The sequence below is a fragment of the Bacillus sp. VA13 genome, from assembly GCF_055710085.1.
The window spans coordinates 1,309,200-1,329,661 of the sequence record NZ_JBVQPP010000001.1 but is presented as its reverse complement, the minus strand read 5'-3'; the positions used below and the strand labels follow the sequence as shown (position 1 = coordinate 1,329,661).

At 44.8% G+C, this 20,462-nt stretch carries 21 protein-coding genes, 1 tRNA gene, 1 riboswitch and 1 other annotated feature; of the genes, 18 read left to right on the top strand and 4 right to left on the bottom strand.

Annotation, left to right across the window (positions count from 1 at the left end; translation table 11 throughout):
• Nucleotides 1–13 precede the first annotated feature (13 nt).
• From abfB to AC0C66_RS06905, 4 genes are all read left to right on the top strand, one after another.
• Entirely contained in the window at nucleotides 14–1,501 is a 1,488-nt protein-coding gene (gene abfB / locus AC0C66_RS06920; RefSeq protein ID WP_014114700.1) for an alpha-L-arabinofuranosidase AbfB, read from the top strand.
• Nucleotides 1,502–1,828: 327 nt separating this feature from the next.
• Complete coding sequence (gene trxA / locus AC0C66_RS06915) at nucleotides 1,829–2,143, top strand: thioredoxin (RefSeq protein ID WP_003222500.1); 315 nt, start codon at nucleotides 1,829–1,831, stop codon at nucleotides 2,141–2,143.
• Nucleotides 2,144–2,278: 135 nt separating this feature from the next.
• Nucleotides 2,279–4,051: an excinuclease ABC subunit UvrC gene (uvrC, locus tag AC0C66_RS06910; RefSeq protein WP_014114699.1), complete on the top strand. Its 1,773-nt coding sequence runs from the start codon at nucleotides 2,279–2,281 to the stop codon at nucleotides 4,049–4,051.
• A gap of 64 nt (nucleotides 4,052–4,115) precedes the next feature.
• Nucleotides 4,116–4,295: riboswitch (Lysine riboswitch) on the top strand.
• Between the two features lie 125 nt (nucleotides 4,296–4,420).
• Entirely contained in the window at nucleotides 4,421–5,650 is a 1,230-nt protein-coding gene (locus tag AC0C66_RS06905; RefSeq protein ID WP_061186718.1) for an aspartate kinase, read from the top strand.
• A gap of 43 nt (nucleotides 5,651–5,693) precedes the next feature.
• Here AC0C66_RS06905 and AC0C66_RS06900 read toward each other — a convergent pair whose 3' ends face one another.
• Nucleotides 5,694–6,140, bottom strand: a complete 447-nt coding sequence (locus tag AC0C66_RS06900) for a YslB family protein (protein ID WP_014114695.1) — start codon at nucleotides 6,138–6,140, stop codon at nucleotides 5,694–5,696.
• 291 nt (nucleotides 6,141–6,431) lie between these two features.
• Here AC0C66_RS06900 and sdhC point away from each other — a divergent pair, with 291 nt between their 5' ends.
• From sdhC to AC0C66_RS06840, 12 genes are all read left to right on the top strand, one after another.
• Nucleotides 6,432–7,040: a succinate dehydrogenase cytochrome B558 gene (gene sdhC / locus AC0C66_RS06895; protein WP_003222512.1), complete on the top strand. Its 609-nt coding sequence runs from the start codon at nucleotides 6,432–6,434 to the stop codon at nucleotides 7,038–7,040.
• 33 nt (nucleotides 7,041–7,073) lie between these two features.
• Nucleotides 7,074–8,834: a succinate dehydrogenase flavoprotein subunit gene (sdhA, locus tag AC0C66_RS06890; protein ID WP_041338046.1), complete on the top strand. Its 1,761-nt coding sequence runs from the start codon at nucleotides 7,074–7,076 to the stop codon at nucleotides 8,832–8,834.
• 2 nt (nucleotides 8,835–8,836) lie between these two features.
• A complete protein-coding gene (sdhB, locus tag AC0C66_RS06885; protein WP_003222517.1) occupies nucleotides 8,837–9,598 on the top strand; it encodes a succinate dehydrogenase iron-sulfur subunit in 762 nt (253 codons plus the stop codon).
• Between the two features lie 59 nt (nucleotides 9,599–9,657).
• On the top strand, nucleotides 9,658–10,101 hold the full coding sequence (locus tag AC0C66_RS06880) for an acyl-CoA thioesterase (RefSeq protein WP_014114693.1): 444 nt from the start codon (nucleotides 9,658–9,660) through the stop codon (nucleotides 10,099–10,101).
• Nucleotides 10,102–10,216: 115 nt separating this feature from the next.
• Nucleotides 10,217–10,441, top strand: a complete 225-nt coding sequence (gerE, locus tag AC0C66_RS06875) for a spore germination transcription factor GerE (protein ID WP_003184172.1) — start codon at nucleotides 10,217–10,219, stop codon at nucleotides 10,439–10,441.
• Between the two features lie 248 nt (nucleotides 10,442–10,689).
• Nucleotides 10,690–11,130 (top strand): MarR family winged helix-turn-helix transcriptional regulator, encoded by a 441-nt coding sequence (locus tag AC0C66_RS06870; RefSeq protein WP_014114692.1) that lies wholly within the window; start codon nucleotides 10,690–10,692, stop codon nucleotides 11,128–11,130.
• Nucleotides 11,131–11,137: 7 nt separating this feature from the next.
• Nucleotides 11,138–11,956: a glutamate racemase gene (gene racE, locus AC0C66_RS06865; RefSeq protein ID WP_072182703.1), complete on the top strand. Its 819-nt coding sequence runs from the start codon at nucleotides 11,138–11,140 to the stop codon at nucleotides 11,954–11,956.
• A gap of 114 nt (nucleotides 11,957–12,070) precedes the next feature.
• The gene (gene gerM, locus AC0C66_RS06860; protein WP_061186715.1) at nucleotides 12,071–13,171 is read left to right on the top strand and encodes a spore germination protein GerM; all 1,101 of its coding nucleotides are present in this window, start codon (nucleotides 12,071–12,073) and stop codon (nucleotides 13,169–13,171) included.
• A 110-nt stretch (nucleotides 13,172–13,281) separates the two neighbouring features.
• Complete coding sequence (gene rph / locus AC0C66_RS06855) at nucleotides 13,282–14,019, top strand: ribonuclease PH (protein ID WP_088679387.1); 738 nt, start codon at nucleotides 13,282–13,284, stop codon at nucleotides 14,017–14,019.
• Between the two features lie 12 nt (nucleotides 14,020–14,031).
• Nucleotides 14,032–14,628 carry an XTP/dITP diphosphatase gene (locus tag AC0C66_RS06850; protein WP_072182702.1) on the top strand — a complete coding sequence of 199 codons (597 nt, stop codon included), beginning with the start codon at nucleotides 14,032–14,034 and terminating at the stop codon, nucleotides 14,626–14,628.
• 15 nt (nucleotides 14,629–14,643) lie between these two features.
• A complete protein-coding gene (locus AC0C66_RS06845; protein WP_088679386.1) occupies nucleotides 14,644–15,153 on the top strand; it encodes a metallophosphoesterase in 510 nt (169 codons plus the stop codon).
• A gap of 132 nt (nucleotides 15,154–15,285) precedes the next feature.
• Nucleotides 15,286–15,359 (top strand) — tRNA-Arg (locus AC0C66_RS06840).
• Nucleotides 15,360–15,423: 64 nt separating this feature from the next.
• Here the strand turns inward: AC0C66_RS06840 and AC0C66_RS06835 are convergent.
• From AC0C66_RS06835 to AC0C66_RS06825, 3 genes are all read right to left on the bottom strand, one after another.
• The gene (locus tag AC0C66_RS06835) at nucleotides 15,424–16,248 is read right to left on the bottom strand and encodes a YsnF/AvaK domain-containing protein (protein ID WP_072566646.1); all 825 of its coding nucleotides are present in this window, start codon (nucleotides 16,246–16,248) and stop codon (nucleotides 15,424–15,426) included.
• 186 nt (nucleotides 16,249–16,434) lie between these two features.
• Complete coding sequence (locus tag AC0C66_RS06830) at nucleotides 16,435–16,890, bottom strand: GNAT family N-acetyltransferase (protein ID WP_072182699.1); 456 nt, start codon at nucleotides 16,888–16,890, stop codon at nucleotides 16,435–16,437.
• A gap of 191 nt (nucleotides 16,891–17,081) precedes the next feature.
• A complete protein-coding gene (locus tag AC0C66_RS06825; RefSeq protein WP_014114685.1) occupies nucleotides 17,082–17,405 on the bottom strand; it encodes a hypothetical protein in 324 nt (107 codons plus the stop codon).
• Nucleotides 17,406–17,851: 446 nt separating this feature from the next.
• Nucleotides 17,852–18,099, top strand: a binding site (T-box leader).
• A gap of 122 nt (nucleotides 18,100–18,221) precedes the next feature.
• Here AC0C66_RS06825 and ilvB point away from each other — a divergent pair.
• Nucleotides 18,222–19,946 (top strand): acetolactate synthase large subunit, encoded by a 1,725-nt coding sequence (gene ilvB / locus AC0C66_RS06820; protein WP_072182698.1) that lies wholly within the window; start codon nucleotides 18,222–18,224, stop codon nucleotides 19,944–19,946.
• Entirely contained in the window at nucleotides 19,943–20,461 is a 519-nt protein-coding gene (gene ilvN, locus AC0C66_RS06815; RefSeq protein WP_003222543.1) for an acetolactate synthase small subunit, read from the top strand. Before ilvB ends, ilvN begins: the two co-directional genes overlap by 4 nt.
• The last annotated feature ends 1 nt before the right edge of the window (nucleotide 20,462 follow it).

The window sequence follows — 20,462 nt, the reverse complement described above, 5'->3', positions numbered from 1 at the left end:
GGAATGATCATGCATGTCTGAACATCAAGCAGTGATCCAAACAGATATTGTAAAAGGAACCATTAACAAAAATATATACGGTCATTTTGCGGAACATTTAGGAAGAGGGATTTATGAGGGCATTTGGGTCGGAACGGACTCGAACATTCCCAACATAAACGGAATACGAAAGGATGTGCTGGAAGCGCTCAAACAGCTGAATATTCCTGTCCTCAGGTGGCCGGGAGGGTGTTTTGCAGACGAATACCATTGGGCAAACGGTGTCGGTGACCGTAAGACGATGCTTAACACGCACTGGGGCGGTACAATTGAATCAAATGAATTCGGAACGCATGAATTTATGATGCTTTGCGAGCTGCTTGAATGCGAGCCTTATATTTGCGGCAATGTCGGAAGCGGAACGGTTCAGGAAATGGCGGAATGGATCGAGTATATGACGTTTGAAGAAGGCACGCCGATGTCAGACTGGAGAAAACAAAACGGAAGAGAGGAGCCTTGGAAGCTGAAATATTTCGGCGTAGGCAATGAAAACTGGGGCTGCGGCGGCAACATGCATCCTGAATACTACGCAGATCTATACCGGCGTTTTCAAACCTATGTCCGCAATTACAGCGGGAATGAACTATACAAAATTGCAGGCGGCGCAAATGTGGACGATTTTCATTGGACGGACGTGCTCATGAAAAAAGCCGCTGGCCTGATGGACGGATTGAGTCTTCATTATTACACGATTCCGGGTGATTTCTGGAAAGGCAAAGGATCAGCCACAGAATTCACGGAGGACGAATGGTTCATTACGATGAAAAAAGCCAAATACATCGATGAATTGATTCAAAAACACGGCACGATTATGGACCGGTACGATCCGGAGCAGCGGGTCGGGCTGATTATTGATGAATGGGGCACGTGGTTTGATCCTGAGCCAGGCACGAACCCTGGTTTCCTGTATCAGCAAAACACCATTCGTGATGCACTGGTGGCGGCTTCTCATTTCCACATTTTCCATCAGCATTGCCGCCGAGTGCAAATGACCAACATCGCCCAAACAGTAAACGTTCTTCAAGCGATGATTTTGACTGAGGGAGAGCGGATGCTTTTGACACCGACGTACCATGTATTTGATATGTTTAAGGTACACCAGGACGCTTCTCTTTTAAACACTGAAACAACGTCTGCTGACTATGAATGGAAGGGTGAAACGCTGCCGCAAATCAGTATTTCAGCCTCGAAACATGCAGAAGGCGATATCAATATCACGATCTGCAACATTGATCACCAAAACAAAGCGGAGGCTGAGATCGAGTTGAGAGGCATTCACAAGACAGCGGACCATTCCGGAGTCATTCTGACGGCTGACAAAATGAATGCGCATAACACGTTTGACGATCCTCATCACGTCAAACCGGAATCTTTCAGCCAATACACGCTCAACAAAAACAAACTGAAAGTAAAACTCCCGCCAATGTCAGTCGTCTTACTCACGCTGCGTGCTGATTCTTAATCGCGTGAGAGCGCCGGAGCTTCATGCCGGCGCTCTTTTTCATGTTTTAAAACAGCTCCGCCAGGGCATGGTAAAGGTACATGACAGTGAAGAGGAGATGTTATTCTATGCTTCGTACCATTCTAATGATCATCGGGGCGATTGTAGTCATTGGGGCCATTATCAGATTCGTGTTTTAATGCAAAGTGACATAACCCATTCAATCCAGATAAACATGAGTAAACCGATTGTGATCAGGAAAAAATAATTTGTAAGCATTAAAATAGCGTGAACGAATGGGAGATGCTATACTAAAAATCATCATTTCACAATTGGAGGAATTCAATAATGGCTATCGTAAAAGCAACTGATCAATCTTTCTCAGCTGAAACAAGCGAAGGCGTCGTACTGGCTGACTTCTGGGCTCCTTGGTGCGGACCTTGTAAAATGATTGCACCTGTTCTTGAAGAACTAGATCAAGAAATGGGAGACAAACTGAAAATCGTAAAAATCGACGTGGACGAAAACCAAGAAACAGCCGGAAAATACGGCGTTATGAGCATCCCGACACTTCTTGTGTTAAAAGACGGAGAAGTAGTTGAAACTTCTGTCGGCTTCAAACCGAAAGAAGCGCTGCAAGAGCTTGTAAACAAACATCTTTAATTCTCGGCTGCTTACATGCCAGAGCGATTCCGATTGAGGGATCGCTCTTTTTATTCGCCAATCGTGAAGCATAGAGAAAAACAAACGTTCGTGTTAAACTGGAAACAAAGGATTAAACATAAGGAAGGGTAATATATGAACAAACAACTGAAAGAAAAACTCGCCCTCCTTCCCGATCAGCCCGGGTGTTATCTCATGAAGGACCGGCAGCAGACTGTGATCTACGTAGGAAAAGCAAAAGTGCTGAAAAACAGAGTGCGCTCCTACTTCACCGGTTCTCACGATGCGAAAACACAAAGGCTTGTGACGGAAATCGAGGATTTTGAATATATCGTGACGTCCTCCAATCTTGAAGCGCTTATTTTAGAAATGAACTTGATCAAAAAGCATGATCCGAAATACAACGTCATGCTGAAAGACGACAAAACCTATCCTTTCATAAAACTCACCCATGAACGCCACCCAAGGCTGATTGTCACCCGCAATGTCAAAAAAGACAAAGGGCGCTATTTCGGGCCGTACCCGAATGTACAGGCCGCAAGGGAAACAAAAAAACTGCTCGACCGTCTGTACCCTCTCAGAAAATGCTCCAAGCTGCCGGACAGAGTGTGCCTCTACTATCATCTGGGCCAATGTCTCGCTCCGTGCGTAAAGGATATTTCCGAAGAGACGAACAGAGAACTGGTTGAGAGCATTACCCGTTTCTTAAAGGGCGGCTATAATGAGGTCAAAAAAGAGCTTGAAGAGAAAATGCATGAGGCTGCTGAGAATCTTGAGTTTGAACGGGCAAAAGAGCTTCGTGACCAAATCGCCCATATTGAATCAACGATGGAAAAACAAAAAATGACGATGAACGATCTAGTCGACCGTGACGTATTCGCGTACGCATATGATAAGGGCTGGATGTGCGTACAGGTCTTTTTTATCCGCCAAGGAAAGCTCATTGAACGCGATGTCAGCATGTTCCCGCTCTATCAGGAAGCAGATGAAGAGTTTCTTACGTTCATCGGGCAGTTCTATTCAAAAAACAACCACTTTCTTCCAAAGGAAATTTTAGTTCCGGACAGCGTTGATCAATCCATGATCGAGCAGCTGCTGGAAACAAACGTCCATCAGCCGAAAAAAGGCTCGAAAAAAGAACTGCTTATGCTGGCCCATAAAAACGCGAAAATCGCGCTGAAAGAAAAATTCTCCTTAATCGAACGGGACGAGGAGCGCTCAATCGGGGCTGTCCATAAACTTGGTGAAGCATTGAATATTTATACCCCGCACAGAATTGAAGCGTTTGATAACTCAAACATACAGGGGACAAACCCGGTTTCCGCGATGATCGTGTTTATCGACGGCAAACCGAACAAAAAGGAATACCGCAAATATAAAATCAAAACCGTTACGGGACCGGATGATTACGGCTCAATGAGAGAGGTTGTTAGGAGGCGCTATACGAGAGTGCTTCGCGAAAATCTGCCGCTGCCTGATCTGATCATCATTGACGGAGGAAAAGGGCAGATCAACGCTGCAAGGGATGTCATTGAAAATGAACTCGGCTTGGATATCCCGATCGCCGGTTTAGCCAAAGACGAAAAACACAGAACTTCAAATTTATTAATCGGAGATCCGCTGGAGACGGTGTATCTGGAACGAAACAGTCAGGAATTTTATCTCCTGCAGCGCATTCAGGACGAGGTGCACCGTTTTGCGATCAGTTTTCACAGGCAAATCCGCGGAAAAAGCGCGTTTCAATCCGTATTGGACGACATCCCGGGTATCGGAGAGAAAAGAAAGAAAATGCTGTTAAAGCATTTCGGTTCGGTTAAAAAAATGAAGGAAGCAAGCCTTGAGGACATCCAAAAAGCGGGTGTTCCCGCAGCGGCTGCTCAGCTGCTTTACGACAAATTGCAAAAATAATGTTGTCCTTTTAAAAAAGATCTGATAAAATGTGAACTAATTTCATAGTTAGATCGTGTTATATGGTGAAGATAGAGGTGCGAACTTCAAGAGTAAGCCTTTGGAGAAAGATGGATTCTGTGAAAAAGGCTGAAAGGGGAGCGTCGCCGAAGCAAATAAAACCCCATCGGTATTATTTGCTGGCCGTGCATTGAATAAATGTAGGGCTGTCAAGAAATCATTTTCTTGGAGGGCTATCTCGTTGTTCATAATCATTTATGATGATTAATTGATAAGCAATGAGAGCATTCCTCTCATTGCTTTTTTTATTGTGGACAAAGCGCTCTTTCTCCTCACCCGCACGAACCAAAATGTAAAGGGTGGTAATACATGGGTCTTATTGTACAAAAATTCGGAGGTACTTCCGTCGGCTCAGTCGAAAAAATTCAAAATGCGGCAAACCGCGCGATTTCAGAAAAGCAGAAGGGCCATCAAGTCGTTGTTGTCGTTTCAGCTATGGGAAAATCCACTGACGAATTGGTCGGCCTTGCAAAAGCAATTTCTGACCAGCCGAGCAAACGCGAAATGGATATGCTGCTGGCGACGGGCGAGCAGGTCACCATTTCCCTGCTTTCAATGGCGCTGCAGGAAAAAGGCTATGACGCTGTGTCCTATACTGGCTGGCAGGCGGGAATCCGCACGGAAGCCGTTCACGGAAACGCCAGAATTACAGATATCGACACTTCGGTTTTAGCAGACCAGCTTGAGCAAGGAAAGATTGTCATTGTGGCAGGATTCCAAGGCATGGCAGAGGATTGCGAAATCACGACATTGGGCCGGGGCGGTTCAGACACAACAGCAGTCGCTTTGGCTGCCGCATTAAAAGCGGATAAATGTGACATATACACGGACGTGCCCGGAGTGTTTACAACCGATCCGCGCTATGTGAAATCAGCGAGAAAACTTGCCGGCATCTCATACGATGAAATGCTTGAGCTTGCCAATTTGGGCGCCGGCGTTCTTCATCCGAGAGCCGTTGAATTCGCGAAAAATTACCAAGTGCCGTTAGAAGTGCGTTCAAGTACAGAAACAGAAGCGGGAACATTAATTGAGGAGGAATCATCCATGGAGCAAAATTTAATTGTCAGAGGCATTGCGTTCGAAGATCAAATCACAAGAGTAACCATTTACGGTCTGACTAGCGGCCTGACAACCCTGTCTACTATCTTTACAACACTTGCCAAAAGAAACATTAACGTCGATATCATTATCCAAACGCAGGCCGGAGACCATCAGACCGGAATTTCCTTCTCAGTTAAAACAGAAGACGCAGACCAAACCGTTGCGGTGCTTGAAGAGTATAAAGACGCGCTTGAATTCGAGAAAATCGAGACAGAAAGCAAATTGGCTAAAGTATCCATTGTTGGATCCGGCATGGTCTCAAATCCTGGTGTAGCAGCTGAAATGTTTGCTGTACTGGCGGAAAAAAACATTTTAATCAAAATGGTCAGCACATCTGAAATCAAAGTATCAACAGTCGTAAGTGAAAATGACATGGTGAAAGCAGTTGAAGCGCTGCACGATGCATTTGAGCTTTCAAAACACCCTTCAGCTGTGTAATGACAATCAAAAAGGCGGGACTATATAGTCACCGCCTTTTTGATTACACTGGGTCTTTCATATCCCATTTCACAGTCAGAACCACCTTATCGGCTCTCTTTTTCACTTGTTCATATGATTCGGCAATCTGGTCATTCATCAATTGAATTTGTTCAGCAATAAAACCAGCCTCCAGCTGAAAGCATGGTTCTTTCTGATGTTTAAGCCGGTTGGAAACGATCGGCCCTTCAAGTTCAAATTCAAGCTCCTGTTTTTTAGCGCTTACGTTGGTGAGGGTTCCCCAGCCCGCTTCTTCAAAGAAGGCCGGAAATTCCTCCCATGATTCAAGAGGAAACTTACGGGCGAGATGTTTCCCAGCCCAATACATCATGGAAGAGTAATCTTGGCCAAGCATATCTGGGAGAACGATCTCTCGTATTAGTTCGTAGGCATAGGCATTCATTTCAATTTCTTTTAGGTTGTCAATAGATGCTTCAAATTTAGACTTCATATCTGTCTCCCCTCTCTCCTTGGTATATTATAGCCCAAACAGGGGGGAGGATTACAGAATGATCCTATAATTCTTATGAAAAATTAAACAGAAACATATATTGATAAAATAAAATTTTTAAATCAACTATTCAATTCGGAAAATTATAATTTATGTACGCGTTTTCTTGACGCCCTTTTGAGGGAGGAGTAAAATGAAATTGTCAATAAATCTTAATAAAGTGCTTACAATTGAAAGAAGTGGGGGAAGAGATTTAGCACATTTCGCACTTATCAAACAGGGGGTAAAGTAATGTCTGGGAACAGAGAGTTTTATTTTCGAAGATTGCATTCCTTGCTTGGCGTCATACCGGTCGGCATCTTTCTCATTCAGCATTTAGTCGTCAACCAGTTTGCCGCAAGGGGCGCTGAAGCATTCAATAGTGCTGCTCATTTTATGGATAGTCTGCCTTTCAGGTATGCCTTGGAAATTTTTATTATCTTCTTACCATTAATTTATCATGCAGTTTATGGTGTGTACATAGCGTTTACTGCAAAAAATAACGCAGGTCAATACAGCTATATGAGAAACTGGCTCTTCGTCCTGCAGCGTGTAACCGGTATCATCACCCTCATTTTCGTGAGCTGGCACGTGTGGGAAACCCGTATTGCCGCACAAATGGGCGCTGAGGTCAATTTCGACATGATGGCGAATATTTTGAGCTCTCCGGCTATGCTTGGCTTTTACATTGTCGGTGTTTTATCAACAATTTTCCACTTCTCGAACGGTTTATGGTCTTTCGCTGTTACATGGGGCATCACGGTAACGCCTCGTTCTCAAAGAATTTCGACTTACGTTACGCTGATTATTTTTGTTGCACTGTCTTACGTAGGCTTAAAAGCGATTTTTGCATTTGTTTAAGAGTACTAGATTACTAGAGGGAGAGGGGCTATCATGAGTCAATCAAGCATTATCGTAGTCGGCGGGGGTCTTGCCGGCCTCATGGCGACAATTAAAGCAGCGGAATCAGGAATGGCGGTTAAGCTGTTTTCCATCGTTCCTGTCAAACGTTCTCATTCGGTTTGTGCGCAAGGCGGCATAAACGGAGCGGTCAATACAAAAGGGGAAGGTGACTCTCCGTGGGAACATTTTGATGACACTGTATACGGAGGAGACTTTCTTGCAAACCAGCCGCCGGTTAAAGCGATGTGTGAAGCGGCGCCTTCTATCATCCACTTATTAGACCGGATGGGCGTCATGTTTAACCGGACGCCTGAAGGGCTGCTTGATTTCCGCCGATTCGGGGGTACACAGCACCACAGAACAGCTTATGCGGGTGCGACGACGGGACAGCAGCTGCTTTACGCACTGGACGAGCAAGTGCGCAGATACGAAGTTGCGGGTCTGGTTACAAAATACGAAGGCTGGGAATTCCTTGGCGCTGTATTAGATGATGACAGAACCTGCCGCGGAATTGTTGCGCAAAACCTGACAAACATGCAAATTGAATCCTTCCGTTCAGACGCTGTCATCATGGCGACGGGCGGACCGGGAATCATTTTTGGGAAATCGACTAACTCCATGATTAATACAGGGTCTGCTGCGTCGATCGTTTATCAGCAGGGAGCGTATTATGCAAACGGAGAATTCATTCAAATCCACCCGACAGCCATACCGGGCGATGACAAACTAAGACTGATGAGTGAATCAGCGCGCGGTGAAGGCGGTCGCGTGTGGACATATAAAGACGGTAAGCCGTGGTATTTCTTAGAGGAAAAATATCCGGCTTATGGAAACCTGGTGCCGCGTGATATTGCGACACGCGAAATATTTGATGTATGCGTCAACCAGAAGCTCGGCATTAACGGCGAAAACATGGTGTATCTCGATCTGTCTCATAAAGATCCGAAAGAGCTTGATATCAAGCTTGGCGGCATCATTGAGATTTATGAGAAATTCATGGGAGACGACCCGCGGAAGCTTCCGATGAAAATCTTCCCGGCGGTCCATTATTCTATGGGCGGTTTATGGGTGGATTACGATCAAATGACAAACATCCCGGGACTGTTTGCAGCCGGGGAATGTGATTACTCTATGCACGGCGGCAACCGCTTGGGGGCAAACTCTCTGCTCTCCGCGATTTACGGAGGAATGGTGGCCGGACCGAATGCGGTGAAATATGTAAACGGCTTAGAATCTTCAGCAGAAGACATGTCCTCATCTTTATTTGACGCTCACGTTAAAAAAGAAGAAGAAAAATGGGCTGAGATTATGAGTATGGACGGAACCGAAAATGCCTATGTTCTTCACAAAGAGCTTGGTGAGTGGATGACGGCGAACGTCACAGTTGTCCGCCATAACGACAAGCTTTTGAAAACGGATGACAAAATTCAGGAATTAATGGAGCGATTTAAAAAGATCAACATCAATGACACAACAAAATGGAGCAACCAGGGGGCAATGTTCACACGCCAGTTCTCGAACATGCTTCAGCTTGCAAGGGTGATTACCCTTGGCGCATACAACCGCAATGAAAGCCGGGGCGCCCATTATAAACCGGATTATCCTGAACGTAATGATGATGAATGGCTCAAAACAACAATGGCTAAACATGTAAGCCCGTATGAAGCGCCGGAATTTGAGTATCAGGATGTCGATGTATCACTGATAACGCCTCGGAAGCGGGATTACTCGAAGAAGAAGGTGGCGAAATAATCATGAGTGAACAAAAAACCATACGATTTATTATCACACGTCAAGATACAGCTGACAGCACGCCTTACGATGAAGAATTTGAGGTTCCATACCGCCCGAACCTGAACGTCATTTCCGCCCTGATGGAAATTCGCCGGAATCCGGTTAACGTGAAAGGTGAAAAGACAACCCCTGTCACATGGGATATGAACTGTCTTGAAGAAGTATGCGGCGCATGTTCAATGGTCATAAACGGAAAGCCTCGCCAGTCTTGTACGGCACTTATCGATCAGCTTGAACAGCCGATCCGCTTAAAACCAATGAAAACATTCCCAGTCGTGCGTGATTTGCAGGTTGACCGGAGCAGAATGTTTGATTCATTGAAAAAGGTAAAAGCGTGGATACCGATTGACGGCACGTACGATTTAGGACCGGGACCGAGAATGCCGGAAAAACGCCGTCAATGGGCATATGAATTATCAAAATGCATGACGTGCGGCGTCTGCCTCGAGGCCTGCCCGAATGTGAACAGCAAATCGAAGTTCATGGGGCCGGCACCGATGTCTCAGGTCCGCCTGTTTAACGCACATCCGACAGGCGCCATGAATAAATCTGACCGATTAGAAGCACTGATGGATGAAGGCGGCCTTGCAGATTGCGGCAACTCGCAAAACTGCGTTCAATCCTGTCCGAAAGGCATCCCGCTCACTACTTCCATTGCAGCCTTAAACAGAGATACAAACTTACAAGCGTTCCGCAATTTCTTCGGAAGCGACAGAGTATAAGAAGAAACAACCTCTTCCGCATGGGAGAGGTTTTTTTAACAATAAGGAGATGAATAAAGATGAAGCTTCCCGCTTATATTGATGAGCCGTTTCAAGAATGGAAAGAGTCCTTTTCTTTTTTTAATGAAGTATCCGTGCGTTTTTCCGAGACGGACATGTTTGGCCATATGAATAATGTAGTCCCTTTCATATACTTTGAGGAGGCGCGGATTTCTTATTTTAAAAAGCTGAATATGATGAATGAAAACAAACAGACCATGACAGTCGTGGCAAGCCAGCAATGCGATTATTTGCGCCAAGTCATGCCTTATGAAGAGCTGCGCATCTATGTGAAAACAAGTGCCGTCGGCAGCTCATCCCTTACCTTGCATTATCTCGGAGAGAACCGCAATGGCGAGCCCTGCTTTACTGGAGCAGTTGTGATGGTCCAAGTCTCAAAGGAAAGCGGCAAGGCTGTCAGCTGGACGGATGAGGAGAAAGAAACGCTTCTCCATACACCATAAACTAATTCTCTTGTAAACGTCACCTCCTGTGCCCTTCTTACATATGATATCTCGACTATATCAAAACCCATTCGTTTCTGATTCGCTCTCACCTTAGCAAGGAGGGTTACAATACTTGAAGGAGAAAGAATTTCAATCGAAGCCGCTGCTAACGAAAAGAGAAAGAGAAGTGTTCGAATTGCTCGTTCAAGATAAGACAACAAAGGAGATTGCAAGCGAGCTATTTATCAGTGAGAAAACCGTTCGAAACCATATTTCAAATGCCATGCAGAAATTGGGTGTGAAAGGGCGTTCGCAAGCCGTTGTTGAGCTTCTTAGAATGGGTGAGCTAGAGCTTTAATCCTTGCCGGTATTCCTTCTTTTTAGGAAGGAGCCGGTTATTGCTGTTTGTTTGGAACGTTCGAAACCATATTTGGAATGCTGTGCAAAACTTGGATGGCAAGGCGTAAAACAAATTTTTCTATTTGATGTTGTTTGCCTAAAGTCCTCTATTTCTCTCCAGCGAGTCTTGCATTTTCTTCAAAAAAGAAGGAAAATAGACACGGAACGCTTTTGAGCGTAAGAGATCCTTGAGTGAGGGATGGACAAATGACATCAAAACCTTTGGAGCATGTTGCGGATATTGAAAAGTCACTCCGCCACATTGCCGCGATCATTAAGCAAAAAGGACGAGAAATCCTTAACCAATATGCGATTACGCCGCCGCAATTTGTCGGCCTGCAATGGCTTTATGAATTAGGAGATATGACAATCGGCGAACTATCGGGCAAAATGTATCTGGCATGCAGCACGACAACGGACTTAATCGACCGCATGCAAAAAAATAAGCTTGTTGAGCGGGTCAAGGACCCGGCGGACAGACGCGTTGTTCGGATACATTTGCTGCCAGAAGGAGAACGGATTATCCAAGAGGTCATTACCAAAAGGCAGGAATATCTGCGTGATATGTTCGAAACGTTTACAGATGAAGAAATAGCCATCTTCGAAAAATCATTGATGAAACTGCAGCATGAAATGAAGAGAAAATGAGGCGATTTTGTTGGAACAACCAATAGGAGTCATTGATTCCGGGGTTGGCGGTTTAACCGTTGCAAAGGAAATCATGAGACAGCTACCAAAAGAAAATATTATCTACGTCGGGGATACGAAACGGTGTCCATACGGGCCGCGCCCTGAAGAAGAAGTGCTTCAATATACGTGGGAGCTGACGAATTATTTACTCGAAAACCACCACATCAAAATGCTCGTGATCGCCTGCAACACAGCAACAGCGATCGCATTGGAAGACATCCAGCGCAGTGTCGGTATACCTGTGGTCGGAGTGATCCAGCCGGGTGCGAGAGCAGCGATAAAAGTAACAGAAAATCAGCATATCGGTGTCATCGGTACAGAGAATACGATTAAGAGCAATGCGTACGAAGAGGCGCTTTTGGCATTAAATCCTGATCTGAAGGTTGAGAACCTTGCCTGCCCGCTGCTTGTGCCTTTTGTGGAAAGCGGGAAGTTTCTTGACAAAACAGCAGACGAGATTGTCAAAACATCGCTGTACCCGTTAAAAGACACATCGATTGATTCGCTGATTTTAGGCTGCACCCACTATCCTATTTTAAAAGAATCCATTCAGAGATATATGGGAGAGCACGTAAACATTATTTCGTCCGGCGATGAAACAGCAAGGGAAGTCAGCACGATTCTCTCATATAAAGGGCTGCTGAACCAGTCTCCGATTGTTCCGGATCATCAGTTCCTGACAACAGGAGCACGTGATCAGTTTGCAAAAATTGCAGATGACTGGTTTGGCCATGAGGTGGGCTATGTGGAATGCATCTCACTGCAAGAACCGATTAGAAGATAGTTTTCCCCGCAACAGCATGTTGCGGGTTTTTTTCTGTTTTGCCGGAATTCTTCGGTCTATTTCCTAATAAGGCTCGTATACATAATAGTACAAACAGCCTTAGGAGGGAAAAGTATGCTGAAAAAAGGACCTGCAGTCATTGGTGCCACTTGTCTCACCTCTGCCTTGCTTTTATCCGGATGCGGTTTGTTTCAATCTGATAAGGCAGCCGAGGAAATTGATCCGCCTCAAGACGTTACATACGTGAACGATGAAGCGGGGGCCAATTCAAATACAACAGCAGCCGAAAAAACAGAAAGTGAAAAAAACGATACCGCCAAAGCGGATCAAGCCTCATCTACAGTCATGAGGGAGCTTTATCTCATTGATAAAAACGGGTATGTCGTTGCCCAAACGCTGCCCCTTCCGAAAAGTGAAGGCACGGCCAAACAGGCGCTTGAATACCTCGTTCAGGGCGGACCTGTGTCAGAAATTCTTCCGAATGGCTTCAGAGCCGTATTGCCGGCTGACACAACCGTTAACGTTGACATCAAAAAAGATGGGACAGCAATAGCTGATTTCTCTAGTGAATTTAAAAATTATAAGAAGGAAGACGAACAGAAAATCGTTCAATCTGTGACATGGACGCTTACGCAATTCAGTTCGATAGATAAAGTGAAGCTGAGAATAAACGGCCATGAACTGAAGGAGATGCCTGTAGGCGGCACGCCGATCTCAGATGATTTAAGCCGAAAAGACGGAATTAATATGGAAACATCTGGCGTAAATGATCTCACTGCAACACATCCGCTCACAGTTTATTATTTGGCGGAAAACGAAGACAGTGAGTACTACGTGCCGGTGACGAAACGGATCGACAATTCGGAAAAAGACGACATCACAGCAGCGATCAATGAATTGGCTAAAGGCCCAAGCAAGGTGAGCGGGCTGTTAACAGACTTCAGTGAAGATGTAAAGCTGGTCAGCAAACCGAAAATCAAAGACGGACGGGTGACGTTAGATTTCAATCAATCTATATTCGGCAGCGCCGATGAAAAGACGAAAATGATTTCTTCAGAAGTGCTGAATAGCATTGTGCTGACGTTAACGGAGCAACCGGAGGTAAAAAGTGTCTCTGTTAAAGTAAACGGGAAATCAGAGCTTGTAAATGAAAAAGGCGAAAAGCTCACAGAACCGGTCTCCAGACCTTCTCAAGTGAATACGGGTAGTTTTTAAATTGGGATTTTTGATATACTAGAAAGAAAGAGGTTAGCGTTCCGGCTGCCTCTTTCTTTATTCAATTCCGGGACAAAAATGGTTTATGTACATACAATCGGAGGTAAAACATGAGACATGACGGAAGACAATATGATGAGCTGCGTCCAATCACATTCGATTTGGATTTTATCAGCCATCCGGAAGGTTCTGTTCTAATAACAGCAGGAAATACAAAAGTAATCTGCAACGCGTCTGTTGAGGATCGCGTGCCGCCATTTTTGCGGGGCGGAGGAAAAGGCTGGATTACAGCTGAATACAGCATGCTGCCTCGGGCAACAAACCAAAGAACAATCAGAGAATCTTCTAAGGGGAAAATTTCCGGCAGAACAATGGAGATTCAACGCCTGATCGGCCGCGCGCTTCGGGCAGTCGTAGATTTAGAAAAGCTCGGTGAACGGACGATTTGGATTGACTGTGATGTCATTCAGGCCGATGGCGGGACAAGAACCGCTTCGATTACAGGCGCATTTCTTGCTATGGCGATTGCGATTGGCAAGCTGATCAAAGCGGGAACGATCAAGACAAATCCGATCACTGATTTTCTTGCTGCGATCTCTGTCGGAATTGATAAGGAACAGGGAATTTTGTTAGATTTAAATTATGAAGAAGATTCCTCCGCTGAAGTTGACATGAATGTCATTATGACTGGCAGCGGACGTTTTGTAGAGCTGCAGGGAACCGGGGAAGAGGCGACTTTTTCAAGGGAGGATCTGAACGGTCTTCTCGGTCTTGCAGAAAAAGGCATTCAGGAACTGATTGACAAGCAAAAAGAAGTGCTGGGTGATTCTCTGCCAGAACTGAAATAAAGACAGAAAGGCTTGATCATCATGAAAGAAGCAATTATTGCGACACATAATCCGGGAAAAGTGAAGGAATTCAAAGAAATCCTTGAGCCAAAAGGCTATGATGTCAAATCTTTAGCTGAAATTGGATTCACAGAAGAAATTGAGGAAACAGGCCATACGTTTGAAGAAAATGCCATTTTAAAAGCTGAAGCTGTTGCCAAAGCAGTGAACAAAATGGTGATTGCGGACGACTCCGGTCTGTCCGTCGATAACCTTGGGGGCAGACCCGGCGTTTATTCCGCACGCTATGCAGGAGAACAGAAAGACGACCAGGCAAATATCGATAAAGTGCTCAGTGAGCTGAAAGGAATCGAAAAAGAACAGCGCACGGCCCGTTTCCGGTGCGCGCTGGCTGTGAGTATCCCCGGTGAGGAAACAAAAACTGTCGAAGGCCATGTTGAAGGGTATATTGCTGAAGAACCGAGAGGAGAATACGGCTTTGGCTATGACCCGATCTTTATTGTGAAAGATAAAGATAAGACAATGGCCGAACTGACAAGTGATGAAAAAAATAAAATCAGCCATAGGGCTGACGCGCTTAAAAAGCTGTCTAAGCTTTTGGAGGCATAAGGAGGAAGCTTGTACATGAACGTGCTGATTATCAGTGACAGCCATGGGCTTAAAGAAGAACTCCAAACCATTGCGAAACGGCATGAAGCAGAAGTTGATCTCATGATTCATTGCGGAGACTCTGAGCTTGAAACAGGGCATCCGGCATTAAATCCTTATGCGGTTGTAAAAGGCAATTGCGATTTTGTAGGCGATTTTAAGGACGAGCTTCTTCTGACTGCCGGTTCAAAAAAAATACTGGTCACGCACGGCCACCTTCACGGTATAAAACAGACCTTGTTAAACGTATACTATCGTGCAGAGGAGCTCGGAGCGGATATTATCTGTTTCGGGCATTCACACATCGCGGGAAGCGAAGTGCTGCGCGGAAAACTGCTGATTAACCCAGGCAGCATCCGGCTTCCGAGGGTGCGCAGGACTGAAAGCTATGCTATACTGTCTTTAGAAAATGATACAGCAACAGTGCGTTTTTATAACCAAGCAGGCGATGAAATCATTGATTTGCAACACCGTGTAACCCTATGAAATATCACATGAGGAAGAAATTTTTCTTCCTCATGAAAAAAATTCTAAAAAAACCGTTGACTTATTGTTGCATCCCATATATAATAAATCTTGTCGCTGATAGTTAAAGCGAAAAACAAAAAAACAAAACATGTCCCAGTAGCTCAGCTGGATAGAGCAACGGCCTTCTAAGCCGTCGGTCGGGAGTTCGAATCTCTCCTGGGACGTACCAAAAGAAAAACCTCAAATCCTAAATGGATTTGAGGTTTTTTTGTTGTCGGCTTATGATTTTCATTTGTTATTTAACGTATCATCATCCAAGCCGTCAACTTTTCCTTCTTTATTCAGACGAGGTTCTTCTTTTTTCACAGTTTCAGAAACATGCTCATTTTCTTCAACAGTGCGTTTACCGACAACCACTTCATCAGTGACAACCGGTTTTTTAGTCACTTCCAGCTTTTCCTCAACGATTGGAACTCTGACAGTTTCTGCATCGTTTACAGGAGAAGCGTCCGCTGTGTTTTCATCCACTGGGCGGCGTTCGACATAAATTTCATCGTGTCTCACCGGGATGTCCATATCTCTTTGTTCTGTTTTCACTTCTTTTCCTATCTCTACTTCGCCGGTTTGAACGTCTTCCTTGTCGACTTTCAGCTGTTCTTCCCGCAGCGGCATTGTTTTTTCTTCTTTCGTTGTATAATCCGCCGTTTCATTTGTGCTTGAAAAGCCGCCTGAAAGGGCATTGCCGTTATCGATAGGAGCATTTACATCTGCATCTGTCTCAACGGCCACAAGGAGTTTGCCGTCATCCAAATCTTCTTGGTACTTGTCTATTTCGTTAGTGGTGATATCCAAATCGGATAATGCTTTGCTGTGTGCGGCGGTATCATCCATTGTGAAATAATCTTTTAGTTTATCGAAAAAAGATTCAGATTCGCCCTCACGTGCATCGATGGCCTGATTGACTTCTGTTCCTGTGCGTGTTTCAAGATAATCTGTATCTCGCCGGCTTGTCACAACAGAGATGTCGTCAGAATCATAGCCTTTTGTTAACAAGCCTTCAATCGCTGCAATGGTTTCCTGCGGAGTTTCGTATACACCAACTATACTTTTCATATTAATCTCCTCCTTTATCAATTTTGCATTTTATCGTTCATGTCGTTTTTAATTCCCGCTGCTCTTTAAAATAAACAAAATTGAAAACACCGGGTGTGTTTCATACACGCGAATTAGGTGTGTGAAAATAAAAAAGGATAGACAAGACAGAATGCTCTCTGCACTTATCTACCCTATAAAAATGCCTCACAGCTTCTTCGTCATAAACACACTGTTTGGATCTTCAACATAGTCTGCAAACGGTTCACAGTACTGAAAACCGAAGCTTTCATACAATTTTCTTGCCGGCTCAAATGAAGCCATTGAACCCGTTTCTAAGCTTAGCCGCTCATAGCCTCGCTTTGCAGCCTCCTCTATGATGTGCTGAAGAACTTGTTTGGCAACGCCTTTTCTTAAATGGGATGCAGACGTGCGCATTGATTTGATTTCTCCGTGCCGGCTGTCCAGTTCTTTAAGCGCTCCGCAGCCGGCTAGTTCATCACCCTCCCAGGCACTCCAAAATGTGATTTCAGGCCCTCGCAGCCTTTCTAAACCTAAGGCATGGATGCTTTCTGGCGGGGACATGAGTGTCATGCTATGTAAATGCTCATTCACAAGTGAGATCACCTGTTGTCCAGTTACATCATCTATTTTTATATACAATTCTATTCCTCCTCAAAAACTTGCAGGTTTGCAGAACATATTTTCATTTCATCTTAATCATATTTCATCCTGTTTCCAAATATAAAGACAGAAAATCTGACAGTATAGATCATTCTTTGGAATGATATGATTTGTGAAAGACGTTTCAAAGCAAAAAAGGGCCGAAATAGATGTTCGGCCCTGGGTCTTCGTTAATATCTAAAGCCTCCGTGTGCGCCTGCTCCGCCGAATCCGCCGGCGTGTGTCGCCGGGATACTGAAACCGCCGCCATGGCCGCTATAGCCAGCACCTGCAAATTGCTGCCCGTAAAATCCTGAAGCATATGGATAGGAGGAGTACATAGCAGAGGGAGTGCTTATCGGGCTGTATGCCTGGCTGTACGGCTGACCGTATCCATAGCCTCCGAATGGCTGATGGCTTTGCTGGTAAAAGGCAGGGGCAGTAGGGTAATACGGTTGCGGAAAGCTGGGAAAGCCTGCGGGGAATCCTTGCATATCTGCTAATGATTTATTCATTGTATCACCTTTTCTTTGCAAGATACCATCAATGTATGCCGGAGGAATAATGGAAGTGCCTATCCGAATTAAAAGGGTTTGCAAGGCGATCTGTCAGGTTGCAACCTATATCCAAATGATAGAATGTTATAAAATATGACATGTTTATATGATATTGAAAAATTCTGGTGTATCCTTGATAGATTAATGAAAAAATTATAAAAACTTTTAACATTTGCGATTCCTTATGCATCAATAATGAAAGCGTATACAATATAGATTGATTAATCAAAATTGTCTAATAATTTTAAAAAATGCTGTTGACACTGCGTCCAAAGCGGCGTAATATGAGTTCAACAAAAGATAAACGCAAGCTTCACAAGCAAAAATGATCGCAATATGATTCTGAAAAGTGAAAAAACAAACGACCTCCTTGAACAGCTCTAAGCTGTTCCGGAGACTGAATATGAAAAGCGCAGATGAGGATAAGTAGCCTTGATAAAGCTTTCCACAGAGAACCGGGTTAGCTGAGAACCGGCGAAGCTTTACAAGGTGAACTCGCCTCAGAGTGCCAGTCTGAAATGATAGTAGGACTTGGCCGGGTGAACTTGATTCACTCGTTATTAAAGCGGATAGAAATATCCATGAGACGGCCGGTTTAACAGGCTGTAAACAAGGGTGGTACCGCGGAAAGAAGAGCCTTTTCGCCCCTTTTAGCTATCGCATTCACTGCGCGGCTGATTGTGGGCGGAAGGGCTTTTTTTATTGAATAATCAGCTATAAAGCTAATAAAAAGATTGATCTTTAGAGGATGAAAATCCAAAAGGAGGAACTAAAATGGGGACTAATGTACAGGTGGATTCAGCATCTGCCAAATGTACACAGACGATGAGCGGAGCATTAATGCTGATTGAATCATTAAAAAAAGAGAAAGTAGAAATGATTTTCGGTTATCCGGGCGGGGCTGTGCTTCCGATTTACGATAAGCTTTACAATTCAGGGATGGTACATATCCTTCCCCGTCACGAACAAGGTGCGATCCATGCGGCGGAAGGATACGCAAGAGTATCTGGAAAACCGGGTGTCGTCATCGCCACGTCAGGCCCGGGAGCGACAAACCTTGTTACAGGCCTTGCGGATGCCATGATTGATTCATTGCCATTAGTCGTTTTTACCGGGCAGGTAGCAACCTCTGTTATCGGGAGCGATGCATTTCAGGAAGCGGACATTTTAGGGATTACGATGCCGGTGACAAAACACAGCTACCAAGTTCGCCAGCCGGAAGATCTGCCGCGCATCATTAAAGAAGCGTTCCATATTGCAACAACCGGAAGGCCCGGACCTGTCTTGATTGATATTCCGAAAGATGTAGCAACAATTGAAGGAGAATTCAGTTACGATCATGAGATGAATCTCCCGGGCTACCAGCCGACAACAGAGCCGAATTATTTGCAGATCCGCAAGCTTGTAGAAGCCGTGAGCAGTGCAAAGAAACCGGTGATCCTGGCGGGTGCGGGCGTACTGCACGGAAAAGCGTCAGAAGAATTAAAAAATTATGCAGAACAGCAGCAAATCCCTGTGGCACACACCCTTTTGGGGCTCGGAGGCTTCCCGGCTGACCATCCGCTTTTCCTGGGGATGGCGGGAATGCACGGTACTTACACAGCCAATATGGCCCTTCATGATTGCGATCTTTTAATTAGTATCGGCGCACGTTTTGATGACCGCGTCACAGGAAACCTGAAGCACTTTGCAAGAAACGCAAAGATTGCCCACATCGATATTGATCCGGCTGAAATCGGAAAAATCATGAAAACACAGATTCCTGTAGTAGGAGACAGCAAAATTGTCCTGCAGGAGCTGATCAAACAAGACGGCAGGCAAAGCAATTCAAGCGAATGGAAAAAAAAGCTCGCCAAATGGAAAGAAGAGTACCCGCTCTGGTACGTGGATAATGAAGAAGAAGGCTTTAAACCTCAGAAATTGATTGAATATATTCATCAATTTACAAAAGGCGAGGCGATTATCGCAACGGATGTCGGCCAGCATCAAATGTGGTCAGCGCAATTTTATCCGTTCCAGAAAGCAGATAAATGGGTCACATCAGGCGGACTTGGAACGATGGGATTCGGCCTTCCGGCAGCGATCGGTGCACAGCTTGCAGATAGAGATGCTACTGTAGTCGCGGTTCTCGGAGACGGTGGTTTTCAAATGACGCTCCAAGAACTCGATGTCATTCGCGAATTGAATCTTCCGGTCAAAGTCGTGATTTTAAATAACGCTTGTCTCGGAATGGTCAGACAGTGGCAAGAAATTTTCTATGAAGAACGCTATTCAGAATCTAAATTTGCTTCTCAGCCTGACTTCGTCAAATTGTCAGAAGCATACAGCATTAAAGGCATTAGAATTTCATCAGAAGCAGAAGTGAAAGATAAGCTGGAAGAGGCATTAACATCAAAAGAACCGGTTGTCATTGACGTGCGGGTTGCCAGCGAAGAAAAAGTATTTCCGATGGTGGCTCCGGGGAAAGGGCTGCATGAAATGGTGGGGGTGAAACCTTGAAAAGAATTATCACATTGACTGTGGTGAACCGTTCCGGCGTGTTAAACCGGATCACCGGTCTATTCACTAAAAGACATTACAACATTGAAAGCATTACAGTTGGACACACAGAAACAACCGGCGTTTCCAGAATCACCTTTGTCGTTCACGTTGAAGGAGAAAATGATGTTGAACAGTTGACAAAACAGCTCAACAAACAGATTGATGTGCTGAAGGTCACCGACATCACGAATCAATCGATTGTCCAGAGGGAGCTGGCCTTAATCAAGGTCGTATCCGCACCGTCAACGAGATCAGAGATTAATGGAATCATAGAACCGTTCAGAGCCTCTGTCGTTGATGTCAGCAGAGATAGCATCGTTGTTCAGGTGACAGGCGAATCTAACAAAATTGAAGCGCTTATTGAATTGTTAAAACCTTATGGCATTAAAGAAATCGCGAGAACAGGTACAACGGCTTTTGCGAGGGGAACCCAGCAAAAGGCGTCATCCAATAAAACAATATCTATTGTATAAA